The sequence below is a fragment of the Microbacterium sp. SORGH_AS_1204 genome (assembly GCF_030818935.1).
Taxonomy (GTDB): domain Bacteria; phylum Actinomycetota; class Actinomycetes; order Actinomycetales; family Microbacteriaceae; genus Microbacterium.
Genome location: NZ_JAUTBD010000001.1, coordinates 3,345,713 through 3,371,132 on the forward strand (window position 1 = coordinate 3,345,713; position 25,420 = coordinate 3,371,132).

General features: G+C 71.3%; 21 protein-coding genes and 1 pseudogene. 9 read left to right on the plus strand and 13 right to left on the minus strand.

Annotation, left to right across the window (positions count from 1 at the left end; genetic code table 11):
* Positions 1 to 132: 132 nt before the first annotated feature.
* Positions 133 to 657 carry an adenine phosphoribosyltransferase gene (locus QE410_RS15415; RefSeq protein WP_307333619.1) on the minus strand — a complete coding sequence of 175 codons (525 nt, stop codon included), beginning with the start codon at positions 655 to 657 and terminating at the stop codon, positions 133 to 135.
* Between the two features lie 385 nt (positions 658 to 1,042).
* Here QE410_RS15415 and QE410_RS15420 point away from each other — a divergent pair, with 385 nt between their 5' ends.
* Both QE410_RS15420 and QE410_RS15425 read left to right on the plus strand, forming a co-directional pair.
* Positions 1,043 to 2,722: a glycoside hydrolase family 13 protein gene (locus tag QE410_RS15420; RefSeq protein WP_307333621.1), complete on the plus strand. Its 1,680-nt coding sequence runs from the start codon at positions 1,043 to 1,045 to the stop codon at positions 2,720 to 2,722.
* 24 nt (positions 2,723 to 2,746) lie between these two features.
* The gene (locus QE410_RS15425) at positions 2,747 to 3,748 is read left to right on the plus strand and encodes a LacI family DNA-binding transcriptional regulator (protein ID WP_307333623.1); all 1,002 of its coding nucleotides are present in this window, start codon (positions 2,747 to 2,749) and stop codon (positions 3,746 to 3,748) included.
* Between the two features lie 89 nt (positions 3,749 to 3,837).
* On the opposite strand, the gene QE410_RS15430 is transcribed toward QE410_RS15425, so the two are convergent.
* The 3 genes from QE410_RS15430 to QE410_RS15440 all read right to left on the minus strand — a co-directional run bounded on the left by QE410_RS15430 (position 3,838) and on the right by QE410_RS15440 (position 6,471).
* On the minus strand, positions 3,838 to 4,074 hold the full coding sequence (locus QE410_RS15430; RefSeq protein ID WP_307333625.1) for a septum formation family protein: 237 nt from the start codon (positions 4,072 to 4,074) through the stop codon (positions 3,838 to 3,840).
* Between the two features lie 46 nt (positions 4,075 to 4,120).
* Complete coding sequence (locus QE410_RS15435) at positions 4,121 to 5,209, minus strand: DUF4190 domain-containing protein (protein WP_307333627.1); 1,089 nt, start codon at positions 5,207 to 5,209, stop codon at positions 4,121 to 4,123.
* 68 nt (positions 5,210 to 5,277) lie between these two features.
* A complete protein-coding gene (locus QE410_RS15440) occupies positions 5,278 to 6,471 on the minus strand; it encodes an NAD(P)/FAD-dependent oxidoreductase (protein WP_307333629.1) in 1,194 nt (397 codons plus the stop codon).
* Between the two features lie 156 nt (positions 6,472 to 6,627).
* Between QE410_RS15440 and QE410_RS15445 the strand changes: the two genes are divergently transcribed.
* Positions 6,628 to 7,842, plus strand: a complete 1,215-nt coding sequence (locus QE410_RS15445) for an amidohydrolase (RefSeq protein WP_307333631.1) — start codon at positions 6,628 to 6,630, stop codon at positions 7,840 to 7,842.
* Between the two features lie 171 nt (positions 7,843 to 8,013).
* On the opposite strand, the gene QE410_RS15450 is transcribed toward QE410_RS15445, so the two are convergent.
* Genes QE410_RS15450 through QE410_RS15460 form a run of 3 tightly spaced genes read right to left on the minus strand, consistent with a single transcriptional unit; the run spans position 8,014 to position 11,166 of the window.
* On the minus strand, positions 8,014 to 8,922 hold the full coding sequence (locus tag QE410_RS15450) for a carbohydrate ABC transporter permease (RefSeq protein WP_307333633.1): 909 nt from the start codon (positions 8,920 to 8,922) through the stop codon (positions 8,014 to 8,016).
* Positions 8,919 to 9,872 carry a carbohydrate ABC transporter permease gene (locus tag QE410_RS15455; RefSeq protein ID WP_307333635.1) on the minus strand — a complete coding sequence of 318 codons (954 nt, stop codon included), beginning with the start codon at positions 9,870 to 9,872 and terminating at the stop codon, positions 8,919 to 8,921. Before QE410_RS15455 ends, QE410_RS15450 begins: the two co-directional genes overlap by 4 nt.
* Positions 9,865 to 11,166 carry a sugar ABC transporter substrate-binding protein gene (locus tag QE410_RS15460; protein ID WP_307333636.1) on the minus strand — a complete coding sequence of 434 codons (1,302 nt, stop codon included), beginning with the start codon at positions 11,164 to 11,166 and terminating at the stop codon, positions 9,865 to 9,867. Before QE410_RS15460 ends, QE410_RS15455 begins: the two co-directional genes overlap by 8 nt.
* Positions 11,167 to 11,438: 272 nt before the next feature.
* Between QE410_RS15460 and QE410_RS15465 the strand changes: the two genes are divergently transcribed.
* Positions 11,439 to 12,311 (plus strand): neutral zinc metallopeptidase, encoded by an 873-nt coding sequence (locus QE410_RS15465; protein ID WP_307333639.1) that lies wholly within the window; start codon positions 11,439 to 11,441, stop codon positions 12,309 to 12,311.
* Between the two features lie 107 nt (positions 12,312 to 12,418).
* Here QE410_RS15465 and QE410_RS15470 read toward each other — a convergent pair whose 3' ends face one another.
* From QE410_RS15470 to QE410_RS15490, 5 genes are all read right to left on the minus strand, one after another.
* The gene (locus QE410_RS15470) at positions 12,419 to 13,297 is read right to left on the minus strand and encodes a hypothetical protein (protein ID WP_307333641.1); all 879 of its coding nucleotides are present in this window, start codon (positions 13,295 to 13,297) and stop codon (positions 12,419 to 12,421) included.
* Positions 13,298 to 13,650: 353 nt separating this feature from the next.
* Entirely contained in the window at positions 13,651 to 14,220 is a 570-nt protein-coding gene (locus tag QE410_RS15475) for a copper resistance CopC family protein (protein ID WP_307333643.1), read from the minus strand.
* A 2-nt stretch (positions 14,221 to 14,222) separates the two neighbouring features.
* The gene (locus QE410_RS15480; protein ID WP_307333644.1) at positions 14,223 to 14,960 is read right to left on the minus strand and encodes a YcnI family protein; all 738 of its coding nucleotides are present in this window, start codon (positions 14,958 to 14,960) and stop codon (positions 14,223 to 14,225) included.
* Between the two features lie 66 nt (positions 14,961 to 15,026).
* Positions 15,027 to 15,614, minus strand: coding sequence for a hypothetical protein (locus tag QE410_RS15485; RefSeq protein ID WP_307333646.1), 588 nt, complete (start codon positions 15,612 to 15,614; stop codon positions 15,027 to 15,029).
* Between the two features lie 213 nt (positions 15,615 to 15,827).
* Positions 15,828 to 16,925 (minus strand): VanZ family protein, encoded by a 1,098-nt coding sequence (locus tag QE410_RS15490; protein ID WP_307333648.1) that lies wholly within the window; start codon positions 16,923 to 16,925, stop codon positions 15,828 to 15,830.
* A gap of 45 nt (positions 16,926 to 16,970) precedes the next feature.
* On the opposite strand from QE410_RS15490, the gene QE410_RS15495 reads away from it, so the two are divergent.
* Both QE410_RS15495 and QE410_RS15500 read left to right on the plus strand, forming a co-directional pair.
* Complete coding sequence (locus tag QE410_RS15495) at positions 16,971 to 17,822, plus strand: serine hydrolase (protein WP_307333650.1); 852 nt, start codon at positions 16,971 to 16,973, stop codon at positions 17,820 to 17,822.
* A gap of 135 nt (positions 17,823 to 17,957) precedes the next feature.
* Positions 17,958 to 20,051: an APC family permease gene (locus QE410_RS15500; protein WP_307333652.1), complete on the plus strand. Its 2,094-nt coding sequence runs from the start codon at positions 17,958 to 17,960 to the stop codon at positions 20,049 to 20,051.
* A 114-nt stretch (positions 20,052 to 20,165) separates the two neighbouring features.
* Here QE410_RS15500 and arfB read toward each other — a convergent pair whose 3' ends face one another.
* Complete coding sequence (gene arfB / locus QE410_RS15505) at positions 20,166 to 20,603, minus strand: alternative ribosome rescue aminoacyl-tRNA hydrolase ArfB (RefSeq protein WP_307333654.1); 438 nt, start codon at positions 20,601 to 20,603, stop codon at positions 20,166 to 20,168.
* Positions 20,604 to 20,979: 376 nt separating this feature from the next.
* On the opposite strand from arfB, the gene QE410_RS15510 reads away from it, so the two are divergent.
* The 3 genes and pseudogenes from QE410_RS15510 to QE410_RS15520 all read left to right on the plus strand — a co-directional run bounded on the left by QE410_RS15510 (position 20,980) and on the right by QE410_RS15520 (position 25,409).
* On the plus strand, positions 20,980 to 21,336 hold the full coding sequence (locus QE410_RS15510) for a potassium-transporting ATPase subunit F (RefSeq protein WP_307333656.1): 357 nt from the start codon (positions 20,980 to 20,982) through the stop codon (positions 21,334 to 21,336).
* Positions 21,336 to 23,022 (plus strand): annotated as a pseudogene (kdpA, locus tag QE410_RS15515) (potassium-transporting ATPase subunit KdpA). Before QE410_RS15510 ends, kdpA begins: the two are co-directional and overlap by 1 nt.
* Positions 23,022 to 25,409 (plus strand): potassium-transporting ATPase subunit KdpB, encoded by a 2,388-nt coding sequence (locus tag QE410_RS15520; protein WP_307333658.1) that lies wholly within the window; start codon positions 23,022 to 23,024, stop codon positions 25,407 to 25,409. Before kdpA ends, QE410_RS15520 begins: the two are co-directional and overlap by 1 nt.
* Positions 25,410 to 25,420: the final 11 nt, after the last annotated feature.

Below are 25,420 nucleotides of genomic sequence, written 5' to 3' on the forward strand. Positions count from 1 at the left end.
GCCGACGCCGCGCCCACGCGCGGCCCACACAGCCTCACCGGCATCCGGGACCGACTTCGGGTAGATCAGAGAGGTCACGCCGACGCCCGCACCCCGCGCGGTCACCGCGCAATGCGCCTCGTACCGCGCGGGTCAGACGTGGAAGACCGCGTGCACGTCGCCGCCGAGCGCCTCGCGCCCGCCGAGGCCGTCGATCTCGAGCAGCGTCGCGATGCCCACGACCTCGCTGCCGACCGCCTCGAGCAGTTCGCGCCCCGCGGCCAGCGTGCCGCCGGTGGCCAGGACGTCGTCGAGCAGCAGCACCCGGGCGCCGGCGGCGTTGTCGTCGTGCATCTCGATCGTCGCGGAGCCGTACTCGAGGTCGTACTCGACGCTGGCCGCCGGCCGGGGCAGCTTCCCGGCCTTCCGGATCGGCATGAGCCCGACGTTCGCGACGATGGCGGCGGCACCCGCGAGCAGGAACCCGCGCGCCTCGACCCCCGCGACGGCGTCGAAGCGTCCGGCGAACGGCTCGACGAGCGCCTCGACGACGGTGCGCAGGGCCGCGGCATCCGTCAAAAGGGGCGTGATGTCGCGGAACACGATCCCGGGCTTCGGATAGTCGGAGATGCTCGTGATGAGCGATTCGGCGCGGGTGAGGGCGGAGGCGTCGGGCACGGCCCCAGCCTAACCGCGCCCTCGCTCCCGCGCCCCTGCCCGATCGCGCCCCCGCGCCCGCGCAGCGCGCGCCTCCAAGCACGGCCCCCGTCGTGACGTGCGCCGAATGCCCACCGGAACCCACCCGAACGACATGCGACGCAACCAACCGCAGCCGGCCGAAACGCCAACGCGTCCCCGCACGGGCTAGCCGTGACTTGCGCCACATGCTCGCCGGAACGCACCACGCGCGAACGTATGACGCAACTCACCGCCGATGGCGAACGGCGACGCGAGCGCGCACCGGCGACGGCGACGGCGACGGCGACGGCGACGGCAGCGACAGCGACAGCGACAGCGAGGGACGGCTTGACAGGAATGCAAGCGCTTGCACTAACGTTGCCGCATGACTTTCACGCAGGAAGACGCGCGCACCGACCTCGCCTCGGCGCCCGGCTCGGAGTGGTGGCGCACCGCCGTCATCTACCAGATCTACCCCCGCTCGTTCGCCGACGCGTCGGGCGACGGTCTGGGCGACCTGCCCGGCGTCACCGCGCACCTCGACGACCTGCAGACCCTCGGAGTGGATGCCATCTGGCTCAGCCCCTTCCAGACCTCGCCGCAGAAGGACGCGGGCTACGACGTCGCCGACTACCGCGACGTCGACCCGATCTTCGGCACCCTCGACGACTTCGACGCGATGCTCGCGGGCGCGCACGAGCGTGGCATCCGGGTCATCGTCGACCTCGTCCCCAACCACTCCAGCGACCAGCACGTCTGGTTCCAGGAGGCTCTGAAGGCCGCGCCCGGCAGCCCGGAGCGCGCGCGGTACATCTTCCGCGACGGCAAGGGCGAGAACGGCGAGCTCCCCCCGAACAACTGGGAGAGCGTCTTCGGCGGCGGCATGTGGAAGCGCGTCACCGAGGCCGACGGCACTCCGGGCCAGTGGTACCTGCACATCTTCGACGAGAGCCAGCCCGACTTCGACTGGACCAACGAAGAGGTGCGCGCGGAGTTCCGCGACATCCTGCGCTTCTGGCTCGACCGCGGCGTCGACGGGTTCCGCGTCGACGTGGCGCACGGCCTCATCAAGGCCGACGGCCTGCCCGACTTCACGCCCGACCCCGACGGCGGCTCGATGGGCGGCGACGCCGAAGAGGTCCCGTACTGGGGCCAGCCCGGTGTGCACGACGTGTGGCGCGAGTGGCACGAGGTGCTCGCCGCGTACGACGGCGACCGCGCGCTGTGCGCCGAGGCGTGGCTGCCCACCGTGAAGCAGACGGCGCTGTGGGTGCGCCCCGACGAGATGCACCAGGCGTTCAACTTCCACTACCTCGAGACGAAATGGGATGCCGCCGCGCTCCGCGCCGTGATCACCGAGTCGCTCGAGGAGTACGGCGCCGTCGGCGCGCCCAGCACGTGGGTGCTGTCGAACCACGACGTCGTGCGCCACGCGTCGCGCCTCGCGCTGACGGCCGAGAACCCGCAGGGCGCCGGCATCGGCCCGAAGTCGCCGGGGCAGCCCGACCCGGTGAAGGGCCTGCACCGCGCCCGCGCGGCGACCTCGCTCATGCTCGCCCTCCCCGGCTCGTCCTACCTCTACCAGGGCGAGGAGCTCGGCCTGCCCGAGGTCATCGACCTGCCCGATGACGCCCGTCAGGACCCCACGTGGTTCCGCACGAACGGCGAGCGCTACGGGCGCGACGGATGCCGCGTGCCGATCCCGTGGACGGCCGACGCCCCGGCGTACGGCTTCAACACCACGGGCGAGTCGTGGCTGCCGCAGCCCGCGGAGTGGGCCGAGCTCGCGCACGACGTGCAGATCGACGACCCCTCATCGACGCTGACGCTCTACCGTGCGCTGCTGGCCGAGCGCCGCAGCCGCAACCTCGGCGCGGGCGACATCGAGTGGCTCGACGGCTTCGGCGACGACGTCGTGGCGTTCCGCAACGGCGGCCTCACGGTCATCGCCAACCTGGGTGACGACGTGGTGGAGCTGCCCGCGGGTGAGGTGCTCGTGGCGAGCGCCCCGCTCGACGGCCACCGGCTGCCCACCGACACGACCGTCTGGATCGCGGCGGCGTAAGCCGCGGCATCCCCCTGCGACACCGTGGTCGGCATCGACGACGTCGCGCGCGCGGCGGGTGTGTCGACGGCCACGGTCTCGCGGACGCTGAGCGGGCGCGGACCCGTCTCGACGGCGACGCGCGACCGCGTGCTCGCCGCCGCCGACCGGCTCGGGTACGTCGTGTCGGCCGCGGCGTCGAGCCTGGCCACCGGGCGCACGCGAGCGGTCGGGGTGGTCGTGCCCTTCCTCGACCGATGGTTCTTCAGCACGGTGCTCGCGGGGATCTCCGACGCGCTCGTGCGTCGCGGCTACGACATCACGCTCTACAGCGTGAGCGCCGACGCCGCCGAGCGCCGCCGCGTCTTCGACGACCATCTGCGGCGTCGCCGCATCGACGCGGTCATCACCATCGCCCTCGAACTGGATGCCGAGGAGTCGGCGTCGCTGCGCGGCCTCGGCGTACCGATCGTCGCGATCGCCGGGCCCCACCCCCTGCTGACCACGCTCACCGTCGACGACCTCGCCGTCGGTCGCCTGGCGACGGCGCACCTGCTCGGGTTGGGTCATCGCCGCCTGGCGCACATCGGGGCGGATGCCGTGACCGACGCGGCGTCGTCGGTGCCGACGCTGCGGCGCCGCGGATTCGAGGACTCCCTCGCCGAGGCGGGGATCACGCAGTACGACGTCGAACCGGCCGACTTCACGATCGACGGCGGTTCGAGGGCGGCGGCGCGCCTGCTGGCGCGCGATGATCGCCCGACGGCTCTGTTCGCCGCCTCCGACGAGATGGCGATCGGGGCCATCCTCGCCGCGCGCGAGCTCGGCCTGCGTGTACCCGACGACGTCTCGATCATCGGCGTCGACGGCCATGAGCTCGGCCGGTGGTTCGGTTTGACCACCGTCGACCAGTTCGCCCGCGGTCAAGGAGAACGCGCGGCCGAGGCCGTGCTCAGCGCACTCGACGGCGCACAGCCCGCACCCGGTCGGGGAACGCTGCCTTTCGAGCTGGTCGACCGCGGCTCCACCGCTGCGCCGCACGACTGACGACGTCACCCGGGCGTCGCCTCGGCGCACGCCGGGCATCACCCTCGGCGCACGCCGGGCGGTGCTCCCGAGGCGCCGAGCCGCTCGGCTCAGCGCGCCGCGCCGCGCAGGGTCGCGGTGACCGGCCCCACCGGGTCGGTGACGAAGCACGACACGCTGCGGTCGCCGATGGGCCAGGACTTGCGGCTGGGGCTCAGGTAGACGTAGTCCAGTGCGGATCGGTCGTAGGCCAGGCCGACGAACCCGGCGAACGCCTCGACGCAGCCGGCTTCGGCGCTGTGCGCGACCTCGTCGTCTCCCGGGTAGGCGTCCGTCTCGCCCGCCACCGGGAACCGGGCATAGTCGCACGACGCGACCCCGGCCGCCCCCGCGTCAGAGCCCGGAACCGGCCAGCGAGCCCGTCGTCTGCTCGACCTCGGGGTCGTAGAGCAGGCAGAAGATCTCGCGGTCGCCGACGGCCCACGTCTGCTCCGTCGGGCCCACGAAGTAGTAGTCGAGGCGCGAGTCCTGGTACGACACCCCGACGTACCCGGTGTAGGCGGCCTCGCAGCCGTCGAGGGCCGCCGCCTCGATCGCCGCGTCGCCGGGGTATGCCGAGCCCGGCACGTCGAATCCGCCGAACGCCTCGTACGAGTGCGGCAGCGCGCAGTCGACGATGTTGTCGGAGGTCACGAACCCGCCGGGCAGGTCGTCGAGGCAGGCGCCGACGACGAGGGCGGAGGGGTCGAACGGGGCCTGCTCGTCGGGTGCGACGGACACGCCGCCTTCCTCCGGCGGCGCGTACGGGTCGGCCGACCGACCGGCGGCCGTGAACACCGAGAGCAGCAGAGCGCCGATGATGACGGTCGCCAGGAACAGGGTGAGCACCCCGCCCGCGACGATGCCGCCGAGGGCGAGACCACGGCCCTTCTCACCGGTGCGCTTGATCTGCGACAACGCCACCGCGCCCGTCACGATGCCCGCGACCGGGACGATGACACCCAGCACGAGGGCGACGATCGCGAGCACGTTGGTGCGCGCCGTCTCCGGAGCCGCGGGGGCCGCCGGCCTGTCGACCACCGCGGTGGCCGACGCGGGTGCCGAGGAGGCGCCCGGGTAGCCCGAGACCGAGGGGAACGCCGATCCCGTGTCATGCGGCGCAGCCGGAATGGGCGGGAGGCTGCCGGCCGCGGGGGCGGCGAAGGCGAGCAGGCCCTGTTGCGCCAAGCGCGCGCCGACGAGGCGGGCGGCCTCGTGGGCCTCGGCGTCATCGCCCGCCGAGCCGAAGACGGCGAGCGTGCCCTCGGGCGCCTCCGACAGGTGCACCGCGAGGGCGACGGGTGCGGCGCCGCCCGCATCGCGGGACACGGCGAGCGCGTTCGACGACGCATCGACGTCGAACCCCTGCTCGGTCAGCGCTGCCACGACGGCATCCTTCGCGCGATCGACGGGAAGGGAGAGACGCAGTTCGGCGGCTGCCATCGGTGCTCCTGACTTCGCTCGCCGCGGGCGTGCAGCGTTCGTCCAGGGTAGCCCGCCCCTCGCCGGCCTCAGCGGATGCGGCCCACCAGGTCGTCGCGGGTCAGGGTGTCCGACGCGGCGAGCACCGAGCGGGCGGCATCCCGTGCATCTTCGACGTTCCACAGCAGCACGCCGACGACCCGGTCGTCGTCGAGGTAGTAGACGACCCCGCGCTCGGCGTCGATCCAGTCTTCGACGGTCTCGAGCGAGGAGTCCAGGGTGCCGACGGCCTCGTACCGGATGCCGAAGACCGCGGAGTAGTAGTACGGCGTGTGCGTGTACGCCTCGGCGGCGCCGGCGAGGTTGCGGCCGGCGGCCTTGCCCTGCTCGTTGGCGTTGTCGACGTGTTCCACGCGACGGCGGCCGAGCAGCCGGTCGGGGTAGCTGGCGACGTCGCCCGCGGCGTAGACGTCGTCGACCGATGCCCGCAGCTGCGCATCGACGTGCACGCCGTCGTCGACCTCGAGCCCGGCCTCCTCGGCCAGCTCGGCGGCGACCTCGATGCCGAGCCCGCTCACCACGGCATCCGCGCGCACCTCGTCACCGTTGTCGAGCTCGAGGCGGGCGCCGGTGGCATCCACGTCTCCGCCGGCGACCTTCGACCCGGCGACGATCTCGACGCCCGCGTCGCGGAACAGCTTCTCGAAGCGCTCGGCGAGGGCCGCGGGGAACACGGCGTCACCGAGCACGGCACCCGTGTGCACGAGGACGGTGTCGACGCCGTTCTGCACGAGCGCGGCGGCGAGCTCCGAACCGATGTAGCCCCCGCCGACGACGGCGATGCGGTCGACCTCGCCGGCGAGCGCGCGCAGGCGCCGGTAGTCCTGGGCGGTGCGGAAGCTCAGGGCGCGCTCGCCGTTCGAGCGATCCTCGACGGGCAGGGGCACGGGCTTTCCCCCGGTGGCGAGCAGGAGCTTGCCGTACGAGAACGTGTCGCCTGCGGCATCCACCTCGTGCGCGTCGGGGCGGATCGCCGTCGCGCGCGTCTGCAGCCGGATGTCGGCGCCGGTGTCGTCGGCCGTGCCGAGCGGCACCTCGTCCCACGTGAACTCGTCGTCGGTCCACAGCTTCTTGCTCAGGGCGGGGCGCGTGTAGGGCTCGTCGACGTCGTCGCTCAGGATGCCGATCGACCCGTCCGCGTCGATCTCGCGGATGCCACGGGCAGCGGTGTCGGCGACCATCCCGCCGCCGACGATGAGGTAGTCGAAGTGTGTCGTCGTCATGCGGCCAGCATCGCCGCCGCGCATGGCCGAGCCGGACGGCTTGCGGGCGCCCACGGCATCCGGTAGCGGATGGGGCGACCGCGGCGCCGCCGCCGCGGAGACCGTCACGCCACGCGGACCCGCGCCGCTGTCGGGGGTGCGAACTAGGCTCGGGGCATGAGCGTCGACCTCGAGAGCCTGTACACCGACCTGCACTCCCATCCGGAGCTGTCGTTCCAGGAGACGCGTACGGCCGGCATCATCGCCCGCCATCTCGCCGACCTGGGGCTCGAGGTCGAAGAAGGCATCGGGCGCACGGGCGTCGTCACGCGCATCGACAACGGCGACGGACCGGTCGTGTGGTTGCGCGCCGACATGGACGGCCTCCCCGTCGAAGAGCAGACGGGTCTGGCCTACGCCAGTACGGCCCGCGGCACCGACCCCGCCGGCAACGCGGTGCCCGTCATGCACGCCTGCGGTCACGACATGCACGTCACCGCCCTCATCGGCGCGCTCGAGAAGCTCGTCGCGACGCGCGATGAGTGGTCGGGCACGATCGTGGCGGTGTTCCAGCCCGCCGAGGAGTACGGCGCGGGCTCGCAGGCGATGATCGCCGACGGCGTGCTCGAGCGCTACCCGACGCCCGACATCGTGCTCGGGCAGCACGTCACGCCGCTGCCCGCCGGCGTGATCGGCGTGCGCCCGGGCACCCAGATGGCGGCATCCGACGGTCTGACCGTCGTCATGCACGGCCGCGGGGGCCACGGCTCGCGCCCGCACTCGACGATCGACCCGATCGTCATGGCGGCCGCGACCGTCATGCGGCTTCAGACCGTCGTCTCGCGCGAGGTCGACCCGCGCGATGTCGCCGTCGTGACCGTGGGATCGATCCACGCAGGACTCAAGAACAACATCATCCCCGCCGAGGCGAAGCTCGAGCTGAGCCTGCGCTACCCCGACGACACCGCCCGCGCGCGCGTGATGAGCAAGGTCGAACGCATCATCCGGGCCGAGGCGCAGGCCTCCGGCGCCGAGAAGGAGCCGACCATCTCCACCGACCACACCCTGCCGCCCACCATCAACGACGCGGATGCCACGGCCCGCCTCACCGCGGCGTTCCGGCGCTCGTTCGGCGAGGCGTCGGTGGTCGACCCGGGCATGTTCACCGGCAGCGAGGACGTGTCGTGGTTCGCCCGCGAATCGGGCGCTCCGCTGGTGTTCTGGTTCTGGGGCGGCGTCGATCCGCAGACCTTCGCCGACGCGCTGGCCGGCGGCACGATCGAGCGCGACATCCCGACCAACCACTCGCCCTTCTTCGCGCCCGTCATGCAGCCGACGATCGACCGGGGCGTCGAGAACCTCGTGGTCGCCGCCCGCGAATTCCTCGGCTGAGGGCGCTGGCTCGGCTGGTTCCGATCCCTCCGAGAAGCTCTCGGACCTCCCCGTCAGACGGCTGAGCCCGTCGAAGCCACCGGGCCCCGCGTACCGCGGCGCGGTCCCTTCGACACGCCAGGGCCCTCCCCGCCAGGTGGCTGAGCCCGTCGAACCACCGGGCCCCGCGAGTCACTTGATGCCGCTGCGCGCGAAGCCCGCCACGAAGTACCGCTGGAAGACGAGGAACACGATCGCGATCGGCACGACGTTCAGCAGGGCGTAGGCCATCGTCGCGCCGTAGTCGCTGCCGAACTGCCCCTGCAGGTACAGCAAGCCGATCGGCAGGGTGAACAGCCGGTTCTCCCGCAGCGCGATGAGGGGCCAGGCGAAGTCGTTCCACGACGACAGCAGGCTCATGAACACCAGCACCGCGATGAGCGGCTTCGACAGCGGCAGCACGACGCGCATGAATGTCTGCAGGTGTCCCGCACCGTCGAGGCGCGCGGCCTCGATGAGTTCGCGCGGGATGCCGAGCATGAACTGCCGCGCGAGGAACAGACCGAACGCGGATGCCGAGACCGGCAGGATCACCGCCCAATAGGTGCCGTACAGCCCCGACGCCGTGACGATGCGGAACAGCGACACCATGATCACCTGCACCGGCAGCACGAGGGTCGCCAGCGCGAGGAAGAACAGCGCCGTCGACCCGCGGAAGCGCAACTGCGCGAAGGCGTAGCCCGCGAGCAGGCTCGTCGTGACCGAGATCAGCGTCACGACCACCGCGATCGCGACCGAATTTCCGAACCACGTCGCCACGGGGAACGACGAGAACACCCGCTCGAAGTTCTCGAGAGTGACCTCGCGCGGCCAGAGCCGCAGCTCACGACCGCCGAGCAGTTCGGCGCGCGACGAGAAGGCGACCGCGAGCATCCAGTACAGGGGCGACACCGACGCGAGCCCGATCACCGCGACGATGAGCGTGCGCACGAGCAGTCCCCCGCGCCGCGACCGGTCGCGGGTACGGCGGCTCGGACTCCCCGCGGGAGGGGCGAGAGGAGCCCCGGATGCCGTGGCATCCACGCGCTCGCCGATGCTCACTCGACCACGTCCTTCGTGCGGCTGGCGCGGTACTGCGCGGCGGCGAACACGAGCGCGAAGACGAACAGCACCATGCCGATCGCCGCGGCGTACCCCTGGTCGCGCGTGACGAAGCCCGTCTCGTACGCGTAGGTGACGAGCACGCTGGTGGCCCCTCCGGGCCCTCCGCCGGTGAGCACGAACACGATGTCGAACACCTGGAACGAGAAGATGACGTTCAGCACGACGAGGAAGAACGACGTCGGCCCGAGCAGCGGCACCGTCACGTGCCGGAAGCGCTGCAGCCGGTTCGCCCCGTCGAGCGTGGCGGCCTCGACGAGGTCGGGGCCGATGCCCTGCAGCCCCGCGAGGTAGATGAGCATGTTGAAGCCCGTGCGCCACCACACCGTCGCCAGCACGATCGTCGCGAACGCGGGAACGGCATCCGACTGCCAGGTCACGGGCGAGAGCCCGACGGCGGTGAGGATGCGATTCAGGATGCCGGAGTTCTGATCGAACACGAGCACGCCGATCAGGGCGGTGGCCACACCCGACACCGCCATCGGCAGGATCAGCAGCGAGCGCCAGAGCGGCCGGGCGGGGAGCGCCGTGTTGAGCAGCGTCGCCGCGATCAGGCCCAGGAGCATCGACAGCGGCGTCACGAGCAGGGTGAACAGCACGGTGTTGCCGAGCGCCCGCCAGAACAACGGGTCGCCCGCGAGCCGCGCGTAGTTGTCGAGGCCGGCGAAGGTGCCCGCACCGAAGCCGTCGGTGCGCTGCAGGCTCACGAGGAACGCTCCCCCCAGCGGCACCAGCACGAACACCAGCAGCAGCAGGTAGTTCGGGGCGACGAACCCGTACGCGGCGAGCAGCTCGCGCCGGGCGCCGGGGCGGCGGGCGCGAAGCCGCTCCCCCGACGTCGGGCGACCCGGTCGCGACACGCGCGCCCGGGCGACCGCGGTGTCAGCCACCGGTGGCCGCCCCGATCCCCACCTGCAGGTTGGTCACCGTCGTCGCGGCATCCTGCGCCCCCGTGAAGGCGAGGTCGAGCTGCTCCTTCAGCACCGGGATGATCGCCGACATCGACGGACTCGCGACCTGTGCCACGTCTTGCGGCTGCACCAGTGACGCCTGGCCGGCGAACACGGGTCCGAGATCGGGGCGCACGTCGAAGGTGAGGTCGTCGGTGAGCAGGTCGGCGCGGGTGGGGAGGAGGGATGCCGCGCGGCAGAAGTCGCGCATGGGGTCGGCGTCCGTGACGAACTCGAGGAAGGCCGCCGCGAGTTCGGGCTGCTGCGTGTTCGCGGTGGCGACGAGCGCGTTGCCACCGAAGTCGCTGCCGGCGCGGACGTTTCGCGGCGCGAACGTCGCCGTCCATTCGAAGTCGGCGGTCTGCTCGGCATCCGGGATCTGGAAGGCTCCCGACCACACCATCGCGACCGACTGCGAGAACCACGATTCCGCCGCGTAGCTCGACGAGGCGATGGTGTTGTTGGCGGGCACGTAGTCCTTGGTGAAGAACGAGCTCGAGAACTCCACCGCCTGTCGCGCGGCGTCGGAATCGATCGCAGGAGTCTTCTGGTCGGATTCGAGGAACGCGCCGTCGGACTGGAACAGCAGGCTGAACCAGCGCGTGACGCCGTTGCCCTGCCAGTTGTAGGCCCACGGCCAGCGGTCGGCGGCCAGGCCCGCGCGCAGTCGTGCGCCGAGGGCGTCGAGCTGGTCCCAGGTCCAGGCGTCCTCGGCCGAGGTGGGGATCTCGGAGGCGTCGATGCCCGCCTGCCGGAACAGGTCGAGGTTGACGAGGATCGCCGAGGTGTCGGTGTGGTGCGGAAGGCCGAAGGTGCCGTCGCCGTTCTGGACCGCGGCCCAGGCTTGAGGGGTGAACTGGCTCTCACGGTCGGCCGTGAGCAGCGGCTGCAGGTCGAGCAGCTGCCCCCGCCCCGCGTACGCGCCGAACGTGTAATACGGCACGCGGAAGATGTCGGGCGGGTTGCCCGCCTGCAGCTGCGCGTCGATGTTGGTGAACATCTGCTCGTACGGCACGGCATTGAGCTCGACGGTGACGCCGTCGTTCGCGGCCTCGAAGGCGGCGATGGCGGCGCGGAAGCCCGCGAGCTCGGCATCCGTACCCCAGGTGGTGAAGGTGAGTGTGCCCTGGCGTCTCTCGGCGGGGGCGGACTGGACGAACCCGCAGCTCGCGAGGACGAAGGGCAGCGCGAGCGCCCCGGTTCCGGCGAGGAAGGTACGGCGTGTGACTGGCATGGCGATCTCCGTGTCTCGTCTCGAGGAGCGGACGCCGGGGCCGCGTTGCTCCTCGGGTGCAGACGCTACGCCCGCCCTGTGGCGTCCCCGAGGGGTTGCGCGCAACGCCCGAGACTGCGCCGACCACGTGCCGATCGAGACGATGTTTCGGCACCCTCCCGCGAGGCGGCGTCGTCGCGGCCGAGATGGTTCGGCTCGCCGCCCGCTACCGCACAACGCGCTCCGGTACAGCCCCTGTCGCGAGAAGAAATCGAGCGAGTACCGTGACCGTCGTGACATTCAATGACAATGCGCGCGTGGGCGGGAACAGTGCCAAGCGTCGGGGCGGGACCGTGGCGGCCATCGGCGGCGGCACGGTCGGCCTCGGGGCGATCGTGGTGCTGCTCATCCAGGCGTTCACCGGCGCTGACCTGAGCGGACTGGTCGGCGGCGGAGCCCCCGCCGGCCCTCAGACCGGCGGGGAGCGAATCGCCAGCTGCGAGACCGGACAGGATGCCAACCGCGACGACGCCTGCCGCCTGGCCGCGGCGTCGCTCAACATCGACCAGTTCTGGGCCGAGCGCCTGGAGGGGTACCGCGAGCCGCAGTTGATCATCGTCGACCAGGCGACGTCGAGCTCGTGCGGCACGGCGTCGAACTCGACGGGCCCGTTCTACTGCCCGCCGGATGAGGCCGTGTTCGTCGACCCGACGTTCTTCTCGATCCTGCGCGAGCAGTTCGACACGACGGCCGGCCCCCTCGCGCAGCTCTATGTGCTCGCGCACGAATACGGCCACCACGTGCAGAACCTCACCGGCGTGATGCAGCAGTACCCGAACAACGGCACCGGCCCCGACAGCAACGGCGTACGCACCGAGCTGCAGGCCGACTGCTACGCCGGGGCGTGGGTCGCCGCGGCGGGCGAGCAGGTCGACGAGAACGGCACGCCCTACCTGCAGCCGCCCACCCCGCAGCAGATCACCGATGCCCTCTCGGCCGCCGCCGCCGTGGGCGACGACCACATCCAGGCCGAATCCGGCGGGGTGGTCACCCCCGAGAGCTTCACGCACGGCTCCAGCGAGCAGCGCACGCGCTGGTTCGACGTCGGCTACGACAGCGGCGTCAACGCCTGCGACACGTTCTCGGTGCCGGGGCAGAGCCTCTAGCTCGCGCAGGACGCCGGCGTCCCCGGCGGGAGGCCCTTCGCGCATCACTCCGCGAGATCGCGCTCATCCGACGGGATGTGTGAACTCCCGGCGCACGCGCGAGATGCTCAGGAGCAGGCTCGCCCCGTATCCACCGTGGCAGTCGACCTCTGAAGCACGAGGGCGGGCCCGGAGACGGGATTGCCGTGCTGGCCGACCTCCCACGTGGCGGCCAGGGGGTCGGCATCCATCAGGGTGGCGACAGACGGGAAGAATCCCGCACCCATCCCGCTGGAGGAATCGGACCAGCTCAGGACGAGCTCGTCGTCGAACGAGGTGTGCATCGAGGGGTAGCGCGAGAGCTGCAGCGACGACGTGAAGGCGCCCTGGAGAGGGTTTCGGGAGCCGGCGGCCGTCAGCGCGGGCGCGCACGTGCCGTCGCTCAATGCGACAGCTGATGTCGCATTGGCGATCGCGCCGTGCAAGAGGTCACCGGTGGCTGCCGCGTCGAGCGTCACGACCACACGAAGGGACTCCGTGGTGTCATAGTCGTCATCGCCCGCGTAAGGCGTGATCTCTCCCACGAGAACGGCCCCGCCGAGGACGTGTGCGAGCGTGACGCCGGAGGGAACGGTCAGGACCGGAGTCACGGACGTCACCGTGCCGTCCGAGACCTGTGCCTGATAGATGCTGATCGCATATGCGTCGCCCTCCAGCACGCTGTCACGCGCACTGTCGGTCATCGCGAGGCGGGCACCCGTGCTCGTGACGAACTCCTCTCCCCCGCGCGCGACGGCTCCGACCGCGCCGGCGGCCGTCTCGGGAAGACGTACCGCCACCCCCGTGTCGTACGGGCGTTCGCACGTCGGCGGGGTCGTGGTGGTCGACACGGAGGCGCACGCGGACGACACGTCGACGGGCTGAGCCGGTGCAGCGCAGCCCGAGAGCAGGACTGCACTGAACAGCGCGAGCGCGGCGAACGAGGGCAAAGCGACGGATGTCTTCATGGATGACTTTCTGCAGGGAGCGACGGAAGGGTGTGGAGGCGCCGCAGACAGCGCGACGACGGACACTATCGCGCTTCGGCATGCTCGTGAACGCCTCGCCTTGTCCGTTCATGGCCGGCAGCGCGCCGATTCTTCCATGGAGATCGCCCGAATCTTCTCGTCCGTCGCGCGGGAGGTGAGCGGCTCAGGGGCCGCGACGTCAAGCGCGTGAAGCTCGCCAGTCGGACGGATGAGGCCCAGAGAGGAGCAGGCCCTCCGCGTACTTCGTGATGACCTGCCGACGATCGCGGCGTCTCACCACCCATGCCATGACCCGGCGCCCGCCACGAGCGCCGGGTCATGGCATCCGAGGATCAGTCCTTGCGCGTGCGCAGGATGACGACGATCAGCACGCCGACGAGCACCACGACGCCGCCGCCCAGCACCAAGCCCAGGGTCAGGCCCGAGATCCCGCCGGTGTCCCGCGGCGCAGCCGCCTCGGCGACACCGCTCGCGCTGGCGCAGGGTGACGCGTCCGAACCGGCCGACACGCTCTCGCCCGTGGAGGTGAACGGGATGACGCCCGACACGGGGTGCCCGTCGCTCGACACCGCGCGCCACTCGACCGAGTACTCCCCCGGCGCGCCGAGGGCGACGGGCACCGTCAAGGTGGGCCCCGCGAGTTCCGCACAGGCGTCCTCGTAGTGACGCCCGTCAGGCCCCACGACGATGACGATGTTGCCGCCGTCGGCGCCCAGCAGGTTGGCGCTGAAGTCCAGCCGTACCTCCGACAGCGCCGAGACGGACTCGCCCTCGGCCGGCGTCGACGACACGAGGGAGTCGTGGGCGGATGCCGCGGACGCCCCGCCGAGGGCGGCGGTCAGCGCCGCGCCGACCACCACCGCCCCGGCGAGCGCCCGGCGGAACAGATCGCGCGAGGCCACGATCAGCCGCGCTTCGGACGGCGCGTGAAGGCGAGCGCGCCGAGCACGGCACCGGCCGCAGCCACCACCAGCGCGGCGATGCTGAGCCCCAGCGCGACGCCGGACGAGTCGCTCGGGGCCGCAGCCGTGGCATCCTCCATCTCGGGCGCCGCGGAGGCGGTGCCGTGGCCGTGGCTGTGCTCACCGCTCGGCGGGGCGTCGTTGACGTAGAGCACCGGGGCGGGCTCGAGCGTGTCATCGGCGGCGACCTCGTCAGGCGTGGCCGCCCAGTCGACGACCTCGCCGTCGGAGTAGGTCTGCGCGGCGGGCAGCACGAGGTGACCGGTGTCGGGCACCGGGCCGAGCACGGCCGAGAAGATCTGGAACTGGTCCTGACCGATGCCGACGCCGGGGTCGGCCTGCCAGACGATCTTCAGCGGGGCGTCGGTGAGGGTGTTGCCGTCGACCTCGACGGGGGCCGGCAGCGCCCCCTTCTCGACCGTGGCGGTCCAGCCGGCGACGGGCTGCACGAGCACGGCGCTCAGCGGGGTGTCGGTGGGCAGCGTCACCTCGAGTCTGACGGTGGATGCCGTCTCCGACTCGGTCGGGACGCGGAAGTTCACCGTCGCGTAGCTGCCCGGAGTGGCGGTGTTCGGGTTGACGGTGACGTGGGCGGATGCCGCCAGGGGCGCGGCCAGCGCGAGTGCGGCGCCGGCGGCCAGGCCCACGAGGGCACGACGAAGAGTGGTCTTGCGAGACATGGATGCTGCTTTCGGAATCTGCGCACGCCAAAGGGGCGTCGAGCGCGAGGGATGAGGGTCGGGGTGTCACGCCGCGAGCGGCGGACCCCGGTGCCTCATCGTCGACAGCACGGTGAGCGCCCGCGGCAGCACGAGGGGCGCGGGCGCGGGAGGCGCGGCATCCGTCGGTCCGAGACCGCGCACGGGGCGGAGCACGCGCAAGGCCCGCACGAAGAAGCGCGCGACGGCGCGGAGCGTCTGCTCCCCGCGGCCGACAGCCAGCACCGTGACGACGGCGGCGAGCGCGTGCGCGGCCCACATCCACGGGGAGTCCGTGTGGGCGGTGGCCGCGTGCGCAGGGGCGGCCTGCAGGAACGTCGTCGTCGCGTGGTGGCCCCCGCCGACGACCTCGGCGCCCTCGAGATCGAGCACGAGCAGACCGTGGAACAGCGCTTGGCTCACCGCCACCGCGAGAGCGAGCCGCCCCCACGACAGCGCCCGGCCCGCGAGCATCACGCAGACGGGAGCGGCGAGGCAGAGCGCGAGCACGATGTTCGCGAACGGCGGCAGCTCGCCGCCGACCGCGGAGTGCGAAAGCGTCGCCACGAAGGTCGCCACGGATGCCGCGGCGACACCGCGACCCACGCGCTGCGCGCGCCCTGCTCTCGACGACATCCCGTCCAGCCTAAGCGGCCGGTCAGGCGCCTCGGCCCCGGTGCACCGGCGTCGAAGCAGTCCGGCATTCGAGCATGCCCGGTGTGCAGTCGGCATCGCGTCCGGGCGCGACGCGGGTCCGACGGGCCGGCGTCGAAGCAGTCCGGCATTCGGGCGTACCCGGTCTGCGGCCGGCATCGCGCCCGGGCGCGCCGCGGGTTCGACCCGCCGCCGTCAGCGCCGTCGCACCGCCGCACCGCGGTCGGCCGTCGGGCTCACCACACCGGCCCGATCGTCGACGAGGCGGCGACGGCCCAGCCATCCGGTGAGTCCCCGGCCGTCGCGCCAGACGAACAGCAACGCGACGGTCGCAACGCCCAGCACGAACGCCGACAGCGACCACGGCGCCGGCAGGGCACTGAGCACGGTGAACGCCCCGGCACCCGTGACGAAACGCAGCGGCCGTGCCACCCACCGCGGCAGCACGCCGTCGGTGAAGCGCACGCGCGTGGCGATGTCGCCGATCGAACGTCCCGTCGTCAGCACCACACCCAGCCAGAGCCCGGCCGAGACCACCGTGCCGGCGCCTGACGCGACCTCGTCGGTCGCGAAGGTCGCCGCTTCCCCGAGAGCGAGGCTGATCACCGCCTGCACGACGACGCCGACCGCGAAGCCGACGAGCCAGATGCCGACGACGTCGCAGACGATGCCCAGCACGCGACGGCGACGGGTCACCGGGCGGGGCTTCTCGGCATCCGGGGTCTTCTGCACCCCGCGGTGCTGCGCCGGTACGGCGAACGCGAGCACCGACCCGAGCAGTGCCCCCGACGTGTTGGCGATGAGGTCGTCGACGTCGAAGACGCGGTAGGCACACGGGAAGAGGCCCCAGACACCCGTGAGCTGCGTCGTCTCGATCACCGCCGAGATCGTCAAACCCGCGAGACCCGCGATGAGGATGCCACGACCCCCGAGCACCCGCAGGAAGAAGCCGAGGGGCAGGAACAGCAGCACGTTCAGCGCCACCTGCAGCACGACGGGGTCGGTGAGATAGCGCCCCGACACGGCGACCGCGGCACGGATGTCGTCGATGAACTCGAACGGTCGCAGGTTCACCCCGCGGCAGCGGTAGTCGTCGGACTCGGGAAGCGGAATGAGCGTGTAGGTCCAGATCGCCCAAAAGTACACCGCCGCACCGGCCCACGCCGCGGTGCGCAAGAGGGTGAGGCCCCCGCGACGGCGATAGCTGATCGCCACGAACGGCACGAACGCGAGCACCGCGACGACGGCACCCGCCCCCACGGCGAGCAGACCGGATCCGACGATGTTGTCCACATCGCGAGCATAGGGAAGCGCCGCACGTCGGGAGACACTGTCAGAATGACCCGCGCCGAAGACCTCCGAGACACGATCGCCGCCCGCATCGACGAGACGGGCTTCGTGGCGCACGGTCTGCACGTGCGCGTGGGCGCCGACAGCGCGACCCGGCGGTGGGCCCCCGACGAGCGCGAGGAGATCCACTCCGTCGCGAAGGCCGTCGCCGTGCTCGCGGCGGGGATCGCCGCCGACGAAGGACTCGTGACCCTCGACACCCCGGTGAGCGACCTGCTGCCCACCATGCACGACCTCACGCTCCGGCACCTGTTGACGATGACCAGCGGCATCGACTTCCCGTACTCCGAGACGATGATGACCGACTGGCCTGACCTCGCGGCCGAGTTCCTCTCCCGCCCGTCGCGCGGCCGCGTCTTCCAGTACTCCAACGCGAGCACCTACACCGCCATGCACGCGTTGGCCCAGCGGGTCGGCGACATCGAGACGTATTTGCGCCCCCGCCTGTTCGCCCCTCTCGGCCTCACCGACGTCTCGTGGCGCCGATGCCCCCACGGTCGCGTACTCGGCGGCGAGGGGATCTCCCTGCGCACCGACGAAATGGCACGCCTGGGCGTGCTGATCCGCGACCGCGGCATCTTCGACGGCCGACGCCTGGTGTCGGCTGAAACCGTGGATGCCATGCACTCGGGCTGGGTGCCCACGGGCAGCGACACCGACGGGTACCGCCGCTACGCCCTCGCGGGGTGGGACGGCCCCGGCGACGCCGGGCGTCTGCACGGCGCCCACGGCCAGCTGATCGTGTTCGCCGGCGACGCGGTCGTCACCGTCACCGCCGACGACCACGGCGGCGCCGACGCGCTGTCGGCGTTCATCGCCACCCGCGCGAGCGGCGGCTGAGCTCGCCGACGCACCCCCGGCGCACCGCCGGGCCCGCCGCTTCGACGAATTCGGCGACCGCGCGCGGCGGCGCACCGAGCGACCATACGATGAACGCCGAGCGCGCCGGATTGCGCAGAACCCCCGGTGCGCGTAATGTCGCGCGCCGTGACTGACGAAAGTCGCGAGGCCGGCGAAGAGACGCCGATCGCGAAACGCATCCTGATCGGCGAGCCCCTCACCTCAGAGAAACTCGACGAGCAGCTCCTCCCGAAGAAGATGGCCCTGCCGATCTTCGCCTCCGACGCACTGTCGTCTGTCGCCTACGCGCCGCAGGAGCTGCTGATGATCCTGCTCATCGGCGGAACGGCGCTTCTGACCCTCAGCCCGTGGGTCGCGATCGCGGTCGTGGTGCTGCTGATCGTGGTGGTGCTGAGCTACCGGCAGCTCATCAAGGCCTACCCCTCGGGCGGCGGCGACTACGAGGTCGCGAGCAAGAACCTCGGCGAGGTGCCCGGTGTGGTGGTGGCCGCGGCCCTACTGGTCGATTACGTGCTCACGGTCGCCGTGTCGGTGGCATCCGGTGTCGACAACATCATCTCGGCATTGCCGGAGTTGAACCCGTTCCGCGTCGAGATCGCCGTCGGCTTCGTCATCCTGATCGTGATCGTGAACCTCCGCGGCGTGCGCGAGGCGTCGAGCGTCTTCGCGATCCCGACGTACCTCTTCATCGGCTCGGTCGCGGTGATGATCGTCGTCGGACTGGCGCGCACGCTCGCCGGCGACGCCCCCGTGGCGTCCAGTGCGAACTACGACGTGCAGGCGGAGTCGCTCACGCAGGCGGCCCTCATCCTGCTCGTGCTGCGCGCCTTCTCGAGCGGCTGTTCGGCCCTGACGGGCGTGGAGGCCGTGTCGAACGGCGTGCCCGCGTTCCGGATGCCGAAGATCCGCAACGCCCAGACCACGCTGACGCTCATGGGCGGCATCGCCATCCTGCTGTTCGCCGGTCTGACCGCCCTCGCCCTGATCGCCAAGGTGCACTACGCCGAGAACCCCTGCCACCTCATCGGCTTCGACTGCGTCAACAACCCGCAGCCCAGCCTCATGGCGCAGGTCGCCGCCGCGACCTTCGGTGCGGGCAGCATCTTCTTCTTCGTCATCCAGGCCGCCACCGCGTGCGTGCTGCTGCTCGCCGCCAACACCGCCTTCAACGGCTTTCCGCTGCTGGGTGCCGTCCTCGCCCGCGACGGCTACGCGCCGAAGGCGCTGAACACCCGCGGCGACCGACTCGTGTACTCCAACGGCATGATCATCCTCGGCATCGTCGCCATCGGCGTGCTGATCGTCTACCAGGCCAACCTCACGACGCTGATCCAGCTGTACATCATCGGCGTCTTCGTCTCGTTCTCGCTCGGGCAGATCGGCATGGTGCGGCACTGGCGTCGCGTGCTGCGGGGCCTTCGCGACCTCCCGCCCGAGGCGGCGAAGCAGCAGTCCGCCGCGATCGAGCGCCGCTCCGCCATCTCGGGCCTGTGGATCAACTCGCTCGGCGCGGCGATGACCGTGCTCGTGCTGCTCATCGTCACGATCACGAAATTCACCCACGGCGCGTGGCTGGTGTTCATCGCGATCCCGATTCTCGCCGTGCTCATGGTCGGCGTGAACCGCTACTACCGCGACGTCGAGCACGAGATCCAGATGGATGACACGGTGCACTTCGGTTCGTCGGGCGACGTCGCGATCGTGCTGGTCAACCGCCTGCAGAAGCCCACGTCGAAGGCCATCGACTACGCCCTCGCGGCCAAGCACGACAAGACTCTCGCCGTGCACGTCGCGATCACCGAGGAGGAGTCGGCCAAGCTGCAGAAGGACTGGGCCGAGCACGAGGTGCCCATCCCCCTCGTCATCATCGACTCGCCCTACCGCACGTACACGTCGCCCGTGTCGGCCTTCATCAAGAAGTACCGCGAGAAGAACGGCTCCGCCGTCGTGACGGTGTACCTGCCGCAGTACATCGTGGGGCACTGGTGGGAGTCGATCCTCCACAACCGCCGCTCGCGCCGCCTCGCCCACCAGCTCATGCTCGTGCACGGCGTCACCATCACCCTCGTACCGTGGCTGCTCGACTCCTCCGAGCTCATCTACGGCCGCCGCTCCCGGCCGCTCCCCGGCCAGCAGCGCGGCGGGCAGCCCGTGGCCAACGCCCCGGCCCCGCGCGCGCGGAAGACGCCGCCCGGTTCGGCATCCTGAGTCCGCCCCGACGCCCCCGCCCTCGTGGTGGGGGCGTCGGCGTTGCGGGCGCCGACGCCAGACCGACGAGCGGCTGAGTCGTCCCGCCCCGGGGCGCCTCCCGCAGGGCGGAGGTCAGTCGGTCGGCCGCTGACGCATCCGCTTGACGTCGGTGCGACGCTGCTTCGCCTGCAGGCGGCGCTCGGTCGAGCCGCGCGTCGGCTTCGTCGCGCGGCGGGGAGGCGCCGGCGGGCGCACCGCCTCGGCGATGACGGCGGCGAGCCGGTCGCGGGCGGCGTCGCGGTTGCGCAGCTGGTTGCGGTGCTCCGACGCGGCGATGGTCAGCACGCCGTCGACCAGGCGCGTGCGCAGCCGATTCAGAACCCGCTGGCGCTGCGCCGGCGAGAGCGCGTGCGATGCGGCGGCATCCCACATCAACTCGACCCGCGAGTCGGCCGTGTTCACGCCCTGGCCGCCCGGCCCCGACGACCGCGAGAACCGCCACGACAGCTCGGATGCCGGGATCACGAGCGCCGCCGTGACCCGCACACCGGGGTCGTCGGACGCGCGCATGCCTCCATCTTGCGCTGACGGCATGCTCGGGCGCGAGAGCACGACTCCTGCGCACGCCCACGACCGCGCCCTCCGCCCTGCCGGAGCGCGCATTCTGCAGGAGTCGTGCCCGCGGTCCCCACCGCACCGACCGGAGGTCGGCGGCCGCGCCGGGCAGGACCCGCGAACGGCGGTCGTCGGCCGGCACGGGGGCCCTGCCGGGCAGGACCCGGGAACGGCGACTGTCTGCCGGCACGGCGGTACCGCCCAGGCAACGCGGCGCACATCTCCTGCAATTCCGCGCGCCAGGCTTTCTGACCCGCGCCGGCGATCCTTTCTGCAGGAGTTGTGCTGAATCTCCCGACGAGAGCCAGGTGGCGGCGCGTAAGCACCCCGTATGCGTCCGTCGGCGACCCGTAGGGAAACCGTTAGGACGCCCGGATGCCGTGCCCCGGCCGAGTTGTATCGACACACGTGCCGCCCCGCGGCGCCCGCGGTCCGCCGCGGACACCTCCGAACCTGGAGTCGTCGTGCTCGATGCCGTCTTCCTCGCCGTGACCGTCGCGCTGTTCGCGCTGGTCATGCTCGTCGCCAAGGGGGTCGAGAAGCTGGGCCTCGAGGCCCGCCCCTCGTCCGCCCGCCCCGCCGGACGCGGAGGCGACCGCCCGTGATCTTCTCCGTCCTCGCCGCCGCGCTCGCGGTCGCCGCCGTGGTGTACCTCGTCATCGCGCTCGTCCGCCCCGAGAAGTTCTGATGGATGCCGGCACCATCTGGTCCATCGTCCTGACCAGCCTCACCCTGGTCGTCGCCCTGGGCCTGGCCTATCGCCCGCTCGGCGACCACATCGCCCGCATCTACACCGGCGAGCGCGATCTCGCCGTCGAACGCGTCACCTACCGCCTGATCGGTGTCGACGCGCGCAGCGCGCAGACGTGGCAGGCCTACCTGCGGTCGGTGCTGCTGTTCTCGTTCGTGGGGGTCGTGCTCGTCTACGCGCTCATGCGTCTGCAGGCGGCGTTGCCGTTCTCGCTGGGTCTCGAGGCCCCGGGCGAAGCGCTGTCGTTCAACACTGCGGTCTCGTTCGTCACCAACACGAATTGGCAGTCGTACGGGGGCGAGTCGACGCTCGGCTACACCGTGCAGTTCGCGGCCCTGACGGTGCAGAACTTCGTCTCGGCCGCCGTCGGCATCGGCGTCGCCGTCGCCCTCGTGCGCGGCTTCGCGTACCGCCGCAGCGGTGTCATCGGCAACTTCTGGGTCGACCTCGTGCGCGGAACCCTTCGCCTGCTCCTGCCCTTCTCGGTCGTCGCGGCGATCGTGCTGCTCGCGGGCGGCGTCATCCAGAATCTCAACGGATTCACGGATGCCACGACCCTCGCGGGCGCAGCCCAGTCGATCCCGGGTGGGCCGGTGGCCTCGCAGGAGGCGATCAAGCTGCTCGGTACGAACGGCGGCGGCATCTTCAACGTCAACTCCGCGCACCCGTTCGAGAACCCGACGCCCTGGACGAACCTGTTCCAGATCTTCCTGATGCTCGTCATCCCGTTCTCGCTCCCCCGAGCCTTCGGCCGCATCGTCGGCGACGACCGCCAGGGCTACACGATCCTCGGCGTCATGGCCGCGATCTTCGCGGCATCCACCGCCCTGCTCACCTGGGCCGAGACGACCGGTGCCGGTACCCGCGCCGACGCTCGCGGGCGGCGCGATGGAGGGCAAGGAGGTGCGCTTCGGCATCTTCGGCTCGACCCTCTTCGGCTCCACGAGCACGCTCACCTCCACCGGTGCCGTCAACTCCATGCACGACAGCTACACGGCGCTGGGCGGCATGATGCCGATGCTCAACATGATGCTCGGCGAGGTCGCGCCCGGCGGGGTCGGCTCGGGCCTCTACGGCATGCTCATTCTCGCCGTGATCGCGGTGTTCGTCGGCGGTCTGCTGATCGGCCGCACGCCGGAGTACCTCGGCAAGAAGATCGGCCCGACGCAGATCAAGCTCGCGAGCCTGTACATCCTCGTCACACCCACGCTCGTGCTCGCGGGCACCGCGCTGAGCTTCGGGGTTGCCGGCATCCGTTCCGACGTCGAGGCCACGTCGATCCTCAACCCGGGCGTGCACGGCCTGAGCGAGGTGCTGTACGCCTTCACCTCGGCAGCGAACAACAACGGTTCGGCTTTCGCGGGTCTGACGGCGAACACCCCGTGGTTCAACACGGCGCTGGCCGTGGCGATGCTGCTCGGGCGCTTCCTGCCGATCGTGTTCGTGCTGGCTCTCGCCGGCTCGCTCGCGGCCCAGGATGCCGTGCCCGCCACCGCAGGCACCCTGCCGACGCACCGCCCGCAGTTCGCGGGTCTGCTCGCCGGCGTGGCCGTGATCGTCACGGCCCTCACCTACTTCCCGGTCCTTACCCTGGGGCCCCTCGCCGAAGGACTTGCGCTCTGATGTCCACGCTCACCCACGCTCCTCACCAGCCGGCCCCTGAGCCTGTCGAAGGGTCCGGCGCCATGAGCAGTGCCCCCCGCCGCGCGTTCAGCGCCGCGCAGATCGTCGCCGCCCTGCCGGGCGCCGCCAAGAAGCTCAACCCCGCCGCGCAGTGGCGCAACCCCGTGATGTTCCTCGTGTGGGTCGGTGCGGCGCTGACCACGCTCATCGCTGGGGCCGAACCGTTTCTGGGCGACCCTTCGACAGGCTCAGGGTCCGGCTCAGCGTCCGACGGCCTCCCGTTCGGGTTCACGTGGGGCATCGCCGTGTGGCTGTGGCTCACGGTGTTCTTCGCGAACGTCGCCGAGTCGGTCGCCGAGGGCCGCGGCAAGGCGCAGGCCGCGACCCTGCGCAAGACCCGCACGACCACCTCGGCCCGCCGCGTGGTCGCGTACTCCGCCGCCGAGGACCCCGCGGCCGCGAACGCCGCAACCGACGACGTCCCCTCGGGCGACCTGCGCGTCGGCGACGTCGTGCTCGTCGAGACGGGCGAGCTGATCCCCGGCGACGGCGACATCGTCAACGGCATCGCGACCGTCGACGAGTCCGCGATCACCGGCGAGTCCGCCCCTGTCGTGCGCGAGTCGGGCGGTGATCGCAGCGCCGTCACCGGCGGCACGCGCGTTCTCAGCGACCGGATCGTGGTGCAGATCACGTCGAAGCCCGGCGAGACGTTCGTCGACCGCATGATCGCGCTCGTCGAGGGCGCATCGCGCCAGCGCACATCGAATGAGATCGCGCTGAACATCCTGCTCGCGAGCCTGTCGATCGTCTTCGTGATCGTGGTGTTGGTGCTGAATCCGATCGCCTCGTACGCCGCGTCGCCGGTGTCGATCCCCGTTCTCGTGGCGCTGCTGGTCTGCCTGATCCCCACGACCATCGGCGCGCTGCTGAGCGCGATCGGGATCGCGGGCATGGACCGTCTGGTGCAGCGCAACGTCCTCGCGATGTCGGGCCGCGCGGTCGAGGCCGCGGGAGATGTCACGACCCTTCTGCTGGACAAGACCGGCACGATCACCTATGGCAACCGCCGCGCCTCGGCCTTCGTGCCGCTCGACGGTGTCGGCGGGCCGATGCTCGCCGAGTACGCCTCGCTGTCGTCGCAGGCCGACCCCACGCCCGAGGGCGTCTCGGTGGTCGAGCTCGCGGCCTCGCAGGGCATCGTCGCCGCGATGCCGCGCGGTGCCGAGCCCGTGCCCTTCACGGCGCAGACCCGCATGTCGGGGCTCGACCTCGTCGACGGCACGCAGGTGCGAAAGGGCGCCGCATCCGCCGTCGTGGCGTGGCTCACGGCATCCGGATCCCCCGTTCCCGAGGCGCTGCGGGCGCAGTTGCAGAGCGAGACGGATGCCATCGCCCAGTCGGGCGGCACGCCCCTGGTCGTGGCGACCTGGATCCCGGCGCTTCGCCCCGCAACCCAGGTCCCTGAGCTCGTCGAAGGGACCGCAACCACGCACAGCCCGGTGGCTTCGACAGGCTCAGCCACCTCCGTCGCAACCGAGGTCCCTGAGCCTGTCGAAGAGATCGCAACCACGCACAGCCCGATGGCTTGGACAAGGTCAGCCACCTCCGTCGCAGCCCAGGTCCCTGAGCCTGTCGAAGGGACCGGACGCGTGCTCGGCGTCATCCACCTCAAAGACGTCGTGAAAGACGGCCTGCGCGAACGCTTCGGGGAGTTGCGCGCGATGGGCATCCGCACCGTGATGATCACGGGCGACAACCCGCTCACCGCCAAGGCCATCGCCGCCGAGGCAGGGGTCGACGACTACCTCGCCGAGGCGACGCCCGAAGACAAGCTGGCGCTCATCCAGCGCGAGCAGGAGGGCGGCAACCTCGTCGCCATGACCGGTGACGGCACGAACGACGCTCCCGCCCTCGCGCAGGCCGATGTCGGCGTGGCGATGAACACGGGGACCTCCGCCGCGAAAGAGGCGGGCAACATGGTCGATCTCGATTCCGACCCGACCAAGCTCATCGACATCGTGCGCATCGGCAAGCAGCTGCTCATCACCCGCGGCGCCCTGACGACCTTCTCGCTCGCCAACGACATCGCGAAGTACTTCGCGATCATCCCGGCGATGTTCATGGGCGTCTTCCCGGGTCTCGCGGTACTCAACGTCATGCAGTTGTCCTCACCGGCATCCGCCGTGCTCAGCGCGATCATCTTCAACGCGATCGTGATCATCGTGCTCATCCCCCTCGCCCTCCGCGGAGTGAAATACCGCGCGGCGAGCGCGTCGAGCATCCTCAGCCGCAACCTGCTCGTCTACGGGCTCGGCGGCGTCCTCGTCCCCTTCCTCGGCATCAAGCTCATCGACCTCGTCGTGAGCCTGCTCCCCGGTTTCTGAAAGGCCCCGTC